This window comes from Pseudomonas sp. Marseille-Q0931, from assembly GCF_940789645.1.
Classification (GTDB): Bacteria; Pseudomonadota; Gammaproteobacteria; order Pseudomonadales; family Pseudomonadaceae; genus Aquipseudomonas.
The window spans coordinates 981,971-994,750 of record NZ_CALNWT010000001.1 but is presented as its reverse complement, the minus strand read 5'-3'; the positions used below and the strand labels follow the sequence as shown (position 1 = coordinate 994,750).

The 12,780-nt window shown below is 60.8% G+C and carries 14 protein-coding genes; 8 read left to right on the top strand and 6 right to left on the bottom strand.

What is annotated here, in order from left to right; genetic code table 11:
* Positions 1-27: 27 nt before the first annotated feature.
* Positions 28-426: a hypothetical protein gene (locus tag P3C50_RS04815; RefSeq protein ID WP_275545079.1), complete on the top strand. Its 399-nt coding sequence runs from the start codon at positions 28-30 to the stop codon at positions 424-426.
* Positions 427-629: 203 nt separating this feature from the next.
* Here P3C50_RS04815 and P3C50_RS04810 read toward each other — a convergent pair whose 3' ends face one another.
* Positions 630-1,592 carry a bifunctional GNAT family N-acetyltransferase/nucleoside diphosphate kinase regulator gene (locus P3C50_RS04810; protein WP_275545078.1) on the bottom strand — a complete coding sequence of 321 codons (963 nt, stop codon included), beginning with the start codon at positions 1,590-1,592 and terminating at the stop codon, positions 630-632.
* A 399-nt stretch (positions 1,593-1,991) separates the two neighbouring features.
* On the bottom strand, positions 1,992-2,501 hold the full coding sequence (locus tag P3C50_RS04805; RefSeq protein WP_275545077.1) for a ferritin-like domain-containing protein: 510 nt from the start codon (positions 2,499-2,501) through the stop codon (positions 1,992-1,994).
* A gap of 281 nt (positions 2,502-2,782) precedes the next feature.
* Between P3C50_RS04805 and P3C50_RS04800 the strand changes: the two genes are divergently transcribed.
* Positions 2,783-4,264, top strand: a complete 1,482-nt coding sequence (locus P3C50_RS04800; protein ID WP_275545076.1) for an FAD-dependent oxidoreductase — start codon at positions 2,783-2,785, stop codon at positions 4,262-4,264.
* Between the two features lie 23 nt (positions 4,265-4,287).
* On the opposite strand, the gene P3C50_RS04795 is transcribed toward P3C50_RS04800, so the two are convergent.
* From P3C50_RS04795 to P3C50_RS04785, 3 genes are all read right to left on the bottom strand, one after another.
* Positions 4,288-4,722 carry a PA2169 family four-helix-bundle protein gene (locus P3C50_RS04795; protein ID WP_275545075.1) on the bottom strand — a complete coding sequence of 145 codons (435 nt, stop codon included), beginning with the start codon at positions 4,720-4,722 and terminating at the stop codon, positions 4,288-4,290.
* A 92-nt stretch (positions 4,723-4,814) separates the two neighbouring features.
* Entirely contained in the window at positions 4,815-5,279 is a 465-nt protein-coding gene (locus tag P3C50_RS04790; protein ID WP_197855707.1) for a ferritin-like domain-containing protein, read from the bottom strand.
* Between the two features lie 127 nt (positions 5,280-5,406).
* Positions 5,407-5,958: an ATP-dependent Clp protease proteolytic subunit gene (locus P3C50_RS04785; RefSeq protein ID WP_197855706.1), complete on the bottom strand. Its 552-nt coding sequence runs from the start codon at positions 5,956-5,958 to the stop codon at positions 5,407-5,409.
* Between the two features lie 417 nt (positions 5,959-6,375).
* On the opposite strand from P3C50_RS04785, the gene P3C50_RS04780 reads away from it, so the two are divergent.
* Positions 6,376-6,789 (top strand): CopD family protein, encoded by a 414-nt coding sequence (locus P3C50_RS04780; protein WP_275545074.1) that lies wholly within the window; start codon positions 6,376-6,378, stop codon positions 6,787-6,789.
* A 79-nt stretch (positions 6,790-6,868) separates the two neighbouring features.
* Here the strand turns inward: P3C50_RS04780 and P3C50_RS04775 are convergent, their stop codons facing one another.
* Entirely contained in the window at positions 6,869-7,327 is a 459-nt protein-coding gene (locus P3C50_RS04775; RefSeq protein ID WP_197855849.1) for a DUF2231 domain-containing protein, read from the bottom strand.
* A 147-nt stretch (positions 7,328-7,474) separates the two neighbouring features.
* Here P3C50_RS04775 and coxB point away from each other — a divergent pair, with 147 nt between their 5' ends.
* From coxB to P3C50_RS04750, 5 genes are all read left to right on the top strand, one after another.
* Positions 7,475-8,365 carry a cytochrome c oxidase subunit II gene (gene coxB / locus P3C50_RS04770; protein ID WP_275545342.1) on the top strand — a complete coding sequence of 297 codons (891 nt, stop codon included), beginning with the start codon at positions 7,475-7,477 and terminating at the stop codon, positions 8,363-8,365.
* Positions 8,362-10,893, top strand: coding sequence for a cytochrome c oxidase subunit I (ctaD, locus tag P3C50_RS04765; protein WP_275545073.1), 2,532 nt, complete (start codon positions 8,362-8,364; stop codon positions 10,891-10,893). Before coxB ends, ctaD begins: the two co-directional genes overlap by 4 nt.
* Positions 10,893-11,246: a hypothetical protein gene (locus P3C50_RS04760; protein WP_275545072.1), complete on the top strand. Its 354-nt coding sequence runs from the start codon at positions 10,893-10,895 to the stop codon at positions 11,244-11,246. Before ctaD ends, P3C50_RS04760 begins: the two co-directional genes overlap by 1 nt.
* A 464-nt stretch (positions 11,247-11,710) precedes the next feature.
* A complete protein-coding gene (locus tag P3C50_RS04755) occupies positions 11,711-12,028 on the top strand; it encodes a hypothetical protein (RefSeq protein ID WP_197855702.1) in 318 nt (105 codons plus the stop codon).
* A 103-nt stretch (positions 12,029-12,131) separates the two neighbouring features.
* Positions 12,132-12,488 carry a hypothetical protein gene (locus P3C50_RS04750; RefSeq protein ID WP_275545071.1) on the top strand — a complete coding sequence of 119 codons (357 nt, stop codon included), beginning with the start codon at positions 12,132-12,134 and terminating at the stop codon, positions 12,486-12,488.
* The last annotated feature ends 292 nt before the right edge of the window (positions 12,489-12,780 follow it).

The window sequence follows — 12,780 nt, the reverse complement described above, 5'->3', positions numbered from 1 at the left end:
TGGATTAAGGTTGCTCGGAATCTTGGCATGCCTACTGCTCATGTGCCTGTATCAATACAAGCACAATGGAGGGTTCATGCCGTGGAAAACGCAATCAAGTATTTGCGCAAACACCTGCCAGAACATGAGGTAGCACTCAAGGCGCGACCTGATGGAAAGCTGCTGATGTCGCTTAGCCAGAACGGCACGAGCATTTACATGAAGGCTATTAATCCCTGTGCTTTGGTAAGTGACAAGGATTTAAAGACGATAGTTGATGAGTTCAACCTCACCCGGGAAATGACTACCGGGAATATTCAATGGGAAGATGTCGGCAAAAAGATACTTCAATCCCCCCTTCCCACGTTCAGTGGTAGCCCAATCAATCCCACCGCCGCCAAGATGCTTTGGAAAAAACGCCAAGCGATGGCTCTCGCAGCCCGCTAGGCGGCTAGCAACCGCAGCTTCGAGTTCGAGGCTGTCGCCTACGATCTGCGCTTATGGCCGAAAGCAGCGACGCCGGGGGGAGCGCAACGCAGCCCCCCGCTATCGCCAGCACACATTTGGCTGACGCCCCGGGACCCGCTTAAGCAGTCAGTTTTTCCGATCATTTTCGGATTTGGCGGACGAACACCGAGCCCAAGGCGCAGTTACAGGTGGAAATCGCCCGCCGCCTCCGGCTGGTAAAGCACTTTCCTGATCTCGATTCGGCGGGTTCGATCAGAAATTCGCCAGTCGATGGCATCTCCCTCCTGATAGCCGAGGATGGCGGCCCCGATGTCGGAGCACACGGAATGCTTGCCGGCGTTCCAGTCCGCGTCTTCAGGATAAACCAGGGCCACTTCGATCTCTTCATCGTCCAGCTGCAGCAAGGCCCTGGAATTCATCGTCACGACATTGCCCGGCACCTGCTGAGGTTCGACCACAACGGCTCGCTCGAGCTCATGTTCGAGTTCGACAACGGCCGGGCCCTGTTCGAGCGCGATCAGGCTCTCGAGCCTGGCTTTGTCGAATTCCGTGATGTAGATCGCAGGGGCATTTTTAAAGGCATCTTCACGCAAGAACTGCAGATAGCACCCCTCCGTCATGGAGAACGTCTTCAATGTCGAGGTTTCGCTCTCAAGCACAAAGCCGCTGCGCATGAAGGCCTTGTGCGAACGCAGGTTATCCGGGTGGATCTTGGCGATCAGCTTTTCCGCCCGCATGTCGAGAAACGCCAGTTTCATGCCTTCGAGGAGCGTGCGGGTCCCAAGGTTCTGGCCCCACTTTTCGCTGTCTCCGATGGCCAGGACTATCTCGCAATCCGAGCCGGTCTTGATCAGACGGACAAAGCCCACCGGGGCATCATGGCGGTCGTAGGCCATGAAGAATCGGCCGCCTCGGTTGAATAGATGAGTCAGGATCGGCAACTGAGTCCGATCGATGGCTTGTTCGATGGAGCGGGCAACATGACGCGAGTCACTCAGATAGCAAGTGACGCGCTCATCCTCCAACCACTCCATCAGCGTCAGCGCGTGTGCCCGAGTAATTTCAGGGCACAGCGAAATGAAAGGCTCGTTCATCTTCACCACAGACCAATTCGAAGAATGAAAGCCCTTCATGGCTATGGCCATGACGGTTCTTTCGGCAACCGGCTACTTTAAGCCATAACGCGAATAATGCCGAACCGTGCGCGTACCTTTCTTCCAAATCGTTCTCTTGGTCGTGGTGCCGACTCAACCCGATCGCTATAGCGGTAGCGCTATCGCTTGGGCGTGGCGAAGGTTTCGATCATCTCAACTGCGTAATCAGCGATACCGAGCGTCCCCCCTATCGGAGCGACAGCGCGGCGCTGATCGCCAAGCTCCACGCAGCCATATCCCCGCCGCCGAAGTATCGGAGATGTGATCTATAGGGCAGCAGCGTGGAGGGGCCGACGGCCCTTCCACGCTGCAAGATCAAACCTGCGACCATCATGCCTGCTCAGCAGGCAATCATGGTGCACTAGGAGACCGTTACTGCCAGGCGCTCGCTCAGCGCTTGGCTTCCTGGTCAGGTGATGCACTGCGCTGGAGAAACGCAGCGGTTATCTGCGGCAGATGCTCTTTGAGCCAATCCGCCATCGCCACTTCCTGCTTGAGGATCTGTTCGCAGGCGGTCTGGGTCTGGGTGTCGCCGGCCTCTTTGGCGGCGGCGATCAGCACGGTGTAGGCAGCGATTTCCATGTTCTCGAACACGTAGCCACTCATCGCGCCCTTGACCACCTCGTCGCTGACGGTCATGCCGGCAACCGCCTGGCCGAACGCCATGACCTTGGCGGACAGATCCTTGAATGTCGATGGGCTGCTGCCCAGGCGCTGCAGGCAGGACTCCAGCAGTTCGCGCTGACCGCGGGTCTCGTCGATGTGCTGAACGATGCGCGCTTTGAGATCGGGGTAATGTTCCAGGCGCTCGGATTGGGCGGTGAGCATCTTCTCGGCTTGCTGCTCCATGGCGTGAGCATCGCGCAGCCAATCCAGCAGGTTGTCGGTAACAGTGGACATGGGGGCATCTCCTGTCGGTCTGGTCGTACCGCCCTCCTCTGGCACCGCTTGAGAACGGACCGGGCAGGACAGTCGTGGCAAGGTTCTGGCTAAGGGTTATCGCGATTGCGTTGGCCCTCGTTACTGAGGAGTCGCCGCCGGCTGCGCCAGTTCAGATTATTTGCCGAACCCATGGATGAGCGGCGTGACAGGATGTTGACCAGCGGGCAGAAAGGTTGAACCGCGCTGCGTGACCGGGTTTCTACACGGGAACCTACCCCTGCAGAAACGAGGAAGTGTCCATGACCGCGCTATCTGCCAAACCCGGCTGCTGCTGGCCCGCCTCCGTGCCCGATATCGATTTTCCCAGCCTCTCCGGGCATTGCGAATGTGAGGTCGCGGTCGTCGGCGCCGGCATCGCCGGCCTGAGTACCGCGCTCGCGCTGTGCGAGGCTGGCAAGTCGGTGGTGGTACTCGAGGCGAGGAAGGTCGGCCGTCAGGTGACCGGTTTGTCGACCGCCAAGGTCACCACGCAGCACGCATTGATCTACCGCGACCTGATCGACAAGGCTGGCCGTGCAACGGCGCAGTCTTATGCAGACGCCAACCAGCAGGCATTGCAGCGCATCGCTGACTGGGTCGAGCAGTACGCGATCGACTGCGATTACCAGCGACGCTCTGCCTATGTCTACGCCGTGAGCGAGCAGCAGAATGCCGCATTAAAGGCGGAAGCCGAGGCCGCTCGTTCGCTGGGGCTGCAGGCGCAGGTGCTGGAGCATGCGCCGCTGCCGTTCGCCACTTCCGGCGCGCTGGAGTTTCCCCAGCAAGCGCAGTTCAATCCGGCCCGTTATCTGCTGGGTCTTGCACAAGCGGTGCAGGCCAAGGGAGGGCGTATCTTCGAGGGCACCCGCGCGACCAGCTTCGAACATCATGAGCGCTGGCAGATCGGTTTCGAGGGCGGTGTGCTCAGTGCCGACAAGTTGGTGATCACCACCCATATGCCGGTGAAAACACCCGTGGACTACATCAGCCCGACACAGCCGCGTTGTCACGTCGCCATCGCTTTTCGTCCGAGCACGGAGGACGCGCTGGAAGGCATGTTCATCGCCGCTGATGAGCCCACGCACTCCATCCGTGTGGCGCAGGACGCGGACGGGCCGCTGATTCTGGTACTTGGTCCGCGTTTCAACACGGGGCAGGACGCTGACGTGGCACAGCGTTTCGTCGAGCTGGAAGAGTGGGCGCGGCAACACCTTCCGGTGGCAGAGGCCGTCTGGCGCTGGTGCAACGAGGATTATGACACCCCCGACCGCATGGCTTATGTCGGCGAACCGGATGCCGAAAAGGCGCCCGGCCTGTACCTTGCCACCGGCTTCAGTGCCTGGGGCATCACCAATGGCACCGCCTCCGGCATCGGCCTGGCACAGCAGATCATCAGCGGCCGTTGGCCCTGGGGCGCGCTGTTCGATCCCAAGCGCAAGGCTGGCGAGGATCTCAACCAGAGCAGCGACAGCCACACCCTGATCGATGATGTGCAGGCTCTGCAGCCTGGCCAGGGCGGAGTCGTCAGTCGTGGTGATGAGAAGCTGGCAGTGTGGCGCGACGATGACGGTGCGCTGCATGCGCTGTCGGCGAAGTGCACGCACATGGGCTGCGCAGTGACCTGGAACAATGCCGATCGCACCTGGGATTGTCCGTGCCACGGTTCCATTTTCGAAGCCGACGGCCAGGTCAGGCACGGGCCAGCCTTTGAGCCACTGGCGAAGCGGCCGCTGCCGGACTGAGCCGCCCTTTACTGCACCTTTGGCTACAGCCGCGCGCGGATCAGTCTTTCGAATTCGATGCTGCGGCTGTTGTGCTCCTGCAACTGCTGACGAAACTCCGGAGCCAACTGCTCCGCGAGCAATTGCTCGAAACCGTGGCGAATTTGCTTTTCCGTGCGTAATGCGGCGCGCAGGCGGGCGCGTCCGCGCTCGGGCAACAGCGAGGCGGTCAAACTGTTCCAGGCATGGCGAAACACGCCGGGCACGCTTGGGTGCTCAGCCGGCCGGCCGCCGTAGGTAAGAATCTGGTTGTGCAGGCAGTCCATCAGCATCACGCACTGTTGTTCGCGCTCGCTGAATAGCCGCTGCTGCTCGGGTGTGCCGATGCTGCCTGCGAGGCGTCGATAGCTCAGGCTGGCATCGTGACTGGTCATCAGAAGGTGGTTGAGCTGGGTGATGGTCTTGTCCAAGGTCGGCATGCGTTGCGCCTCCCCTACGCTTGCTGACGCATTTGCGGATAGATCAACCGGGTGCGCGCGTCGATACGCGGCACCCGGTAGTAGGGCCAGGATCAGCTCCTGGCGCGGGCCGCGTCACGCATGGCCCTGACCTCGTTGTGGTTGCGCAGCACGCCCTGATACTGACGCTCCACCAGGGTACGGATCTGCGGCGGCAGATTCTGGGTCAAGGCTTCGCTGTAGCGTTCTTTGGCGACGTCCTCGCCACGCTCGGCTTCGTTGAGGATCGCCTCCTCATCCTTGCCAGTGATCAGTGATTTCAGGTCGACCCAGCGACGGTGCAGGTCGGCGCTCATGCTGGTGCTGTCCTCGGGCTGTCCGCCCAGTTCCAGGACGGTACGCTGCAGCTCTTCCGCCGCTTCGGCACACTGCCGCGAGCGTTGCGAGAACAGTTGCTTCATATCCGGTCGCTTGACGTCTTCGGCGCAGACCTTGAAGCCCTCTTCACCGTCCTTGCAGGTTTCGATGAGCTTGTTGAGGGTGCGTACCAGGTCTTTGCGATCGTCTGTGAGATCCATAAGTCGCCTCCGGGCCGGCTAAACGGCCATTGCTTGATGGTATGTCCCTTGGCGGGGCCTACATGGATTCCGACGCCAGGGCTTCGCTGATCGTTCAGAGAATATTCCAAGCGGTAGAGAAACCGGCTCACGTATGCACGCACCAGTTGACCGCTTCGGCCGGCATGCCCAGGCAGTCTTCGCGGTGGATCACCCCCGCCGCCAGCGCTTCTTCTACATTGAGGATGCGCGGCGCGGACATCAGGCACTGCAGCACGTCGAGCGGCGCCTCGGCCCCCGTCGTGCGCTCGGCGACGATATCGGCGTAGAGCTGCAGATCGTAGTCCAGGCTCATCGCATATTCGGACATGCGCGCATGGTCCACGGCGCCATTGACCGTCCAGTGGAAGGGGTGAAACAGGAACTTGCTGTGCGGGCACGCCGTTCGCGTTTCTCCGGCGAGAAAGATGATGTTGCCCATCGATTCCACGGTGCCGAGATTGTGCGTTTTGACCGGTACCGGCAGCGAGATGAGGAAGTTGTAGAGGGAGAAGCCGTAGCTGCACTCCCCGCCCATGGTGGCGATTTTCAGCACCAGTTCATCGGCGCCCTGATGGACGGCCTGGCTGCATTTGTCGATCAACTGACCACAGGTGTAGGAATTGATCGGTGCGGTGAAATGCACGACGTGAGTTCTCATGGTTTCCTCCTTTGCCAATGAAGCGCTTTGCGAGGCTTTCTCTTGAAGTGAGTGAAAACTCATCGCCGGGTTTCAATTTTTCTGCCGGCGACTGTTTGTGACGAACCGCATGGCCTTGGCGAAAAAGCTTGAACGTGAGGGCGGTGGCGCAACTCTGTTTGTTTCAGGGGCAGCTTGCCAGGTGTCGCACCTGGCCGGCGCAGTCGCGCCAAATCGAACGAGCATCTCTGCTTCCCCCGGACCGCCGCACCGTCTCCCTCCTTCTCCTTGCGGCGGTTCCTTCTTTTTCACCCGGGAGGCGAACGCGGCTCGTCCAGGAGAGCAGCCGAACTCAGACACCGTCAGGCAGTCACACAGTCGTGGCCTGCCCCATCAGGGCCATGTGCTCGAAACGAACGGACGCACGGGAAAGCATCGATGCCACTGCTCAAACTGCTGCATTTCATGGCGCTGATCGGCTGGTGCGGCGCGCTGCTGTATCTGCCCGCGATGATCGCCGCCGGTACACGCAGCAGCGACGACCTCTTCTATCGCGACCACGGCCAACTCACCCGCACCATTTTCAACCTGATCGCCACGCCAGCAGCGTTGCTGGCCATCGGCTCGGGCACGGCGCTGTTCCTGCGCGACTCGATCTTCGATGCCTGGCTGATCGTCAAGCTCACCACCGTCGCCGGCATGGTGCTATGTCATGCCCTGTGCGGCGTGTTGATCCTGCGCATCGAGCGCGTTACCGACCGCGCCCTGCGCCGTGACTGCCTGTTGATCGGCCTGCTGCTGGCCGTCCTGATCAGCGCCACGCTGTGGTTGGTGCTGGCCAAACCTTTCTGACCATGGAGTACCCGAGAACATGCATGACCTGCCCCGCTCCCTCTACCACCCAGTGGCCGGCAAGCAGGGGCCGAGTCGTTCAGCGTGTATCTACACCCACGCCGTGTTCGTACACCAGGCGCCCGCCGAGGTAAGCTGCCAGCCCGATCAGGGCAGCGGTCAGCAGCGACAGGTACAGCGCCCAGCGTTCCATGCCCTGCTCCGGGCCGGCGTAGCGCAGCAGCCAGTTCAGCGATGCCAACGACAGCATCATCACCGCGATGATGGCATGGCACCAGGCGGTAATCTTGCGCCGGATGCTGCCGACCGTGAGCAGATCGACCAGCCCCGCCATGCTCGCCACCCAGCCACCGAAGGCGCCGACGCCCGCGAGCCAGAGACTGGCACGCGCCCAGAACGGATCGGCCAGCAGCAGATAGGCGATGTCGGTCGCCACCAGGCCCAGCAGCGCCGCCACGGGAAAGTGGATCATCATCGGATGCAGCGGATGCCCGGCGATAGCTGCGCGACTGACGATAACTTCCTTTATTTCGGCCATCCCGGCCTCCCTGAACAGATCAATGATGAGGTTGAACAGCAGCGTCATTGGCTGACGCCCTGTTTCAAGTTGACCACGCTGACGCTGGCAGTTCCGTTTCTCGTTGCCTGCGAGGGGCCACAATCGGCGCTCGACCCGGCCGGACCGATTGCGCACGAGGTGGCGATCCTGTGGTGGGCGATGTGCGCCTTCGCCACTCTGGTGCTGATCGTGGTGACGGCGTTGTGGGTGCATGCCATGCGTCGCAACAGCCCGCAGGTGGACGCCGCCCGGGCACGTCAGCTGACGTTGCGCTGGCTGATCGGCGGCGGCCTGTTGCTGCCGACCCTGAGCATTCTGGTGTTGCTGCTGTTCGGCATTCCTATCGGCCAACGCATGCTGCCCCTGCCGTTGAGCGGCGAGCAGCCCTTGCGCATCGAGGTGATCGGCCATCAGTGGTGGTGGGAGGTGCGCTACCCGGACAGCGGCGTGGTCACCGCCAACCAGCTGCACCTGCCGGTCGGTCGCCCGGTGGACCTCGACGTCACCAGCGCCGATGTCATCCATTCCTTCTGGGTGCCGCGCCTGGGCGGCAAGATCGACATGATCCCTGGTCGAGACAACCGCATCCGCCTGCAGGCCGACCGCCCCGGCATTTTTCGTGGGCAGTGCTCGGAATTCTGCGGAACCCAGCACACGCACATGATCCTCGACGTGCAGGCTCATGAAGAAGAGGACTTCGCCAACTGGCTGCAAGCCCGCAGCGACTTGCAAGCCAGCGCCCTGCCCGGCCCTGCCGGCGAAGCATTCGCGGCTCGCTGCGGCCAGTGCCACCGGGTAGCGGGCGTCAGCGAAGGAAATCGCGCCCCGGACCTCAGCGATGTCGGCGCGCGATCGATGCTCGGCGCCGGCGTGCTGAACAACGAGCCGGGCGCACTGTTGCACTGGCTGCAGGAGCACCAGCGGCTCAAGCCCGGCAACGCCATGCCGCTGCATGACGACCTCGACCCCGACCACCTCAGTGCCATCGCCGACTGGCTGGAGACCCTGCACCCGTGAGTACGCCAAGCAACCAGCGCGTTGCCGACCCCGAGCAACTGCACGATCAGTTCAACGAAGTCTGGGGCAACCCGCGCGGCTGGAGGTCGCTGACCATCGTCAACCACACCACCGTCGGCATTCGCTTCATGCTCACCGGGCTGGGCTTTTTCCTGTTCGGCGGCCTGCTGGCGATGCTGGTGCGTACGCAACTGGCGATACCCGGCTACGAGTTCCTCGAACCGGACATCTACAACCAGGTGTTCACCATGCACGGCACGGTGATGATGTTCCTGTTTGCCGTACCGATGATGGAGGGCCTGGCGGTCTACCTGATTCCGAAGATGCTCGGCGCCCGTGACCTGGTATTCCCGCGGCTATCGGCGCTGGGCTACTGGTGCTACCTGTTCGGTGGGCTGATTCTGTGCGCCAGTCTGCTGCTGGGCATCGCGCCCAAGGCCGGCTGGTTCATGTACACGCCGCTTTCCAGCGCCGTGCATACCCCGGGGCCGAACTCGGACTTCTGGCTGATCGGTATCACTTTCGTGGAAATCTCCGCGGTGTCGGCGGGCGTCGAACTGGTGGTGTCGATCCTGCGCACCCGTGCCGAAGGCATGGCCCTGAACAAGATGCCGATCTACGCCTGGTACATCCTGGTCATGGCCATGATGATAGTGGTCGGCTTCCCGCCGCTGATCCTCGGCAGCATCCTGCTCGAACTCGAGCGCGCCGTTGGCCTGCCGTTCTTCGAGGTGGCGCGCGGTGGCGACCCGATTCTCTGGCAACACCTGTTCTGGCTGTTCGGCCATCCCGAGGTGTACATCATCTTCCTGCCGGCGGCCGGCATCGTCTCGACCCTGCTGCCGGTGTTCTGCCAGCGTCCGCTGGTGGGCTATCGCTGGGTGGTGCTGTCGGTTCTCACGACCGGCTTCATCAGCTTCGGCTTGTGGGTACACCATATGTTCACCGTGGGCATTCCGCAGTTGGCGCAGGTGTTCTTTTCCGCTGCGAGCATGCTGGTAGCGATCCCGACCGGCGTTCAGGTCTTCGCCTGGATCGCCACGCTGTGGGTCGGCAAGCCGCGTTACCACGTGCCGATGCTGTGGCTGGTGGGCTTTCTGGTGATCTTCGTCTGTGGCGGCCTGACCGGCGTGATGCTGGCCCTGGTGCCCTTCGACTGGCAGGTGCACGACACTCACTTCGTGGTAGCGCACATGCACTACGTGTTGGTGGGCGGCATGTTCTTCCCGCTGTTGGCCGGCATCTATTACTGGCTGCCGCACTTCTCCGGACGCATGCCGTCGGAGCGCCTCGGCAAGTGGGGCTTCTGGCTGGTGTTCATCGGCTTCAACGTGACCTTCCTGATCATGCACTGGACCGGGCTGATGGGCATGCCGCGGCGCATCTACACCTACCAGACCGGCCTGGGCTGGGATCTGCCAAATCTGATTTCCTCGGTGGGCAGCTTCATCATGGCCATCGGCATCGCCACGGTGCTGCTGGATATCGTTCTGCACTTTCGCTTCGGTCAGAAGGCGCAGAACAACCCCTGGGATGCGGATACCCTGGAGTGGAGCACGCACCTGCCACCCAGCGCCTACAACTTCGTCAGCCTGCCGCCGGTACGCACCCGTCACCCGATGTGGGAGTGCCCTGATCTGGGCGAACGCATCGACCGTGGCGAGTTTGCGCTGACAGTGATTGACCACGGCCGCCGCGAGACCTGGGGCGTCGAACCGCTGACCGGCAAGGTGCGCGAGATCATCCACCTGCCCGGCAACAGTTGGCTGCCGTTCGCCGCCTCGGCCTTCATCGCCATCATGTGCCTGGGGCTTTTGACCAAGTTCTACTGGGTCGCGCTGGCCGCGTGCATCATCGCGGTGGCGGTGCTGCTGCGCTGGAGCTGGGAGAACGGCGCGCACCCGCTGGCGGCGCCGGATGCCCGGGTACAGCCCGGAGAGCCGCCGCTGCACTCGCGCACCTGCGACGGACCGGGACTCTGGGGCATGGGCGTGACCCTGCTGGCCAATGGTGCACTCTATCTGGCGCTGCTGTTCGGCTGGTTCTACCTGTGGACCGTGTCGCCGAACTGGCTGGTCCCGGACGAGCCGGTCATCGACCAGCGCCTGCTGCTGGCCAGCGCCGTGCTGCTCAGCATCGCCGTTCTCTGGCAGCGGCCGGTGCTGCGCCGTCTGCGTCAGAGTCAGGGAGAGCCGGCCACTCTGATCACCTGCTTTACCGGCGTGGCGCTGCTCGGTGCGCTGCATGCCGGGCTGCTGCTCTGGGCCCTGCTGACAGGCGATCTGGCACCACGTGCCACCGCACACGATGCGGTGATCACCGTGATGCTCAGCTACAGCCTGGTGCACGGCGCGTTGGCAGCCATCCTCAGCGCATTGCAGGCGTTGCGTGTGCACTATGGCTATGTGTGCAAGAACACGCCTTACGAGCCGCTGGTGGTAGAGCAGCTCTGGCAGTACAACCTGGCGGTGATGTGGATCACCTACTGCAGCGTAGTGCTGTTCCCACCTGCCTTCGGAGATGCGTGATGCAACCGTTACGCTCGCCCTACAACCCGATCCACATCCCGCTCGGGCTGGTGCTCTGGAGCCTCTGGTTCGTTGCGATCTATGGCGGTCTTTCGGTGGGTTGTGCGTTGGTGCCGCCAGACCCTGCGCAAGGGCAATGGACCTGGCTGAACGGGCTGCTCGCCCTGCTTAGCCTGGTTACCGCGATTGCACTGCTCTTGCTGGCGCGCCTGTTTCAGCGCGCCGCCAGGCGTGACCGCGCAACCCAGTCCGAGCGTTTCGTTGCCCGTATTGCCGCCGGCGTCAACCTGATCGGTGCCATCGCTACCGTCTTCGTCGCCCTGCCGACCCTTAGCCTGCCGCCTTGCCTGTGAGAGTTCTGCCGGGCCGTTCACCACACTGCCGCTGCGATGGATCGGTAAAAAGTGTCCGCCCAAGGAGATCCCAGGCTTGTGGTTAAGGCGCCGCCAGTGACAAAACGCTAAACCCTTTATCGCGATTTCTTAAGGCGCATTAACTTTTTGTACAAGTTTTATTTGGGATTTGGGGATATCCAGGCAATTCGACGAAAGCGTGTCGTGCATTTGGTTCAGTTTATTTTTTCTGTCACTGCGGGCCAGTTCGCTCGTTGGCCTGATGCAAGATGCTGTATGCAAACAATAAACTCAGCCCGGCAGTTTTTATGAATAAATCCCATCACAAATGAATTTTTTCCAGCGCAAATCTGTATAACTCGGGTAGATGATGTCAATTTGGTTTTAATTTATACCAATCGTCCCAAGTGTTGGTATGCCATAGATACAGCGCTATGTTCATGGGTGTCTTTAAGGAGGAACTCATGAACCATGACTTGGAAAGTATTAGGTCGGCGTTAGCCAATTATGAAATTGATATGACGCCAAGACCGGACGGCAGCATCGTGCTGACCGTCGCCCATAATGAACGACAGCTCGTTCGCGTTCTCGATGGGACTTGTCCCACCCAGGAATTGATCCGGCTGATCCATTTCGATATGACTTTGGAGGAAGATGGCGAGTCGATAAGCGAAGCGGTCAAGCATTGTAACGCCATGCAATTGCCAACCTACTCGCGCGAGCCGATTTTCCGCACGCGCTCCTCCCGTTTGTGGGCCATGAGAAAGCTCACGAAAGAATGAGGATACACACGTGCCCAGATGCAAGGATTCAGCAACGATTCGGAGCAAGCCCGAAGATCTGATGGGAAGAATCAGAAGGCATATGCCCTATCGGCACCAACTGATGTACGAATGGCCCTACATAGCCGGGGCGACATGCCTGGTGGTGTTATTGGTCTGGCAACCCTTTCAACCGCCGACGTTGGCGGTGGTGTTCTCACCGGCGACACCCACGCACAGTGGTCAGCGCTCGCTTCAGGAGATCGATTCGAACTGCTATCAGGTGCACAGCGAGGCGTTCAGCGGCCAGCCCTGCGAGGATTGTGACAAGAACGGGCTCACTGCTACCTCTTCCGAGTTCCAGTTCAGCCGATCGATACTCACCTGCTGGGATGTAAATCGCGATCCGTTGCGCCCTAGCACAGCGGACAGACCCGACAACATGATGATCGAAGTGATGAAAACCAATCACTCCTTCTAGTCGCCCCGGCGCTCTCGGCTGGTATTTCCAGCCACCCCTGCCTTCTCTCCTCTTTCTTCTCTCGTATCCGATTTGTTTTTTTGATCGAATGATCAAGTCTCAATCGATACTTATCGACGCCATTCGCAATGATCGGCCGTAAACCGCTTGTGACTATTTACTTTTTCATTACAAACAGTGCCGCCATTTATAGGTAATTGGCATTTATCGCCGACTGAGATACAGGTAAAGAAATATTGGATATTTGCGGAATGGACGCCCTCTCGTGTATGTCGAATAAGTAGCGCTGACA

Excerpts from the sequence above, each read along its gene's own strand:
- P3C50_RS04815 (WP_275545079.1), top strand. The coding sequence starts at position 28 with ATGCCTACTGCTCATGTGCCTGTATCAATACAAGCACAATGGAGGGTT.
- P3C50_RS04810 (WP_275545078.1), bottom strand. The coding sequence starts at position 1,592 with ATGGCCATAGCCATGAAGGGCTTTCATTCTTCGAATTGGTCTGTGGTG.
- P3C50_RS04805 (WP_275545077.1), bottom strand. The coding sequence starts at position 2,501 with ATGTCCACTGTTACCGACAACCTGCTGGATTGGCTGCGCGATGCTCAC.
- P3C50_RS04800 (WP_275545076.1), top strand. The coding sequence starts at position 2,783 with ATGACCGCGCTATCTGCCAAACCCGGCTGCTGCTGGCCCGCCTCCGTG.
- P3C50_RS04795 (WP_275545075.1), bottom strand. The coding sequence starts at position 4,722 with ATGCCGACCTTGGACAAGACCATCACCCAGCTCAACCACCTTCTGATG.
- P3C50_RS04790 (WP_197855707.1), bottom strand. The coding sequence starts at position 5,279 with ATGGATCTCACAGACGATCGCAAAGACCTGGTACGCACCCTCAACAAG.
- P3C50_RS04785 (WP_197855706.1), bottom strand. The coding sequence starts at position 5,958 with ATGAGAACTCACGTCGTGCATTTCACCGCACCGATCAATTCCTACACC.
- P3C50_RS04780 (WP_275545074.1), top strand. The coding sequence starts at position 6,376 with ATGCCACTGCTCAAACTGCTGCATTTCATGGCGCTGATCGGCTGGTGC.
- P3C50_RS04775 (WP_197855849.1), bottom strand. The coding sequence starts at position 7,327 with ATGGCCGAAATAAAGGAAGTTATCGTCAGTCGCGCAGCTATCGCCGGG.
- P3C50_RS04760 (WP_275545072.1), top strand. The coding sequence starts at position 10,893 with ATGCAACCGTTACGCTCGCCCTACAACCCGATCCACATCCCGCTCGGG.
- P3C50_RS04755 (WP_197855702.1), top strand. The coding sequence starts at position 11,711 with ATGAACCATGACTTGGAAAGTATTAGGTCGGCGTTAGCCAATTATGAA.
- P3C50_RS04750 (WP_275545071.1), top strand. The coding sequence starts at position 12,132 with ATGTACGAATGGCCCTACATAGCCGGGGCGACATGCCTGGTGGTGTTA.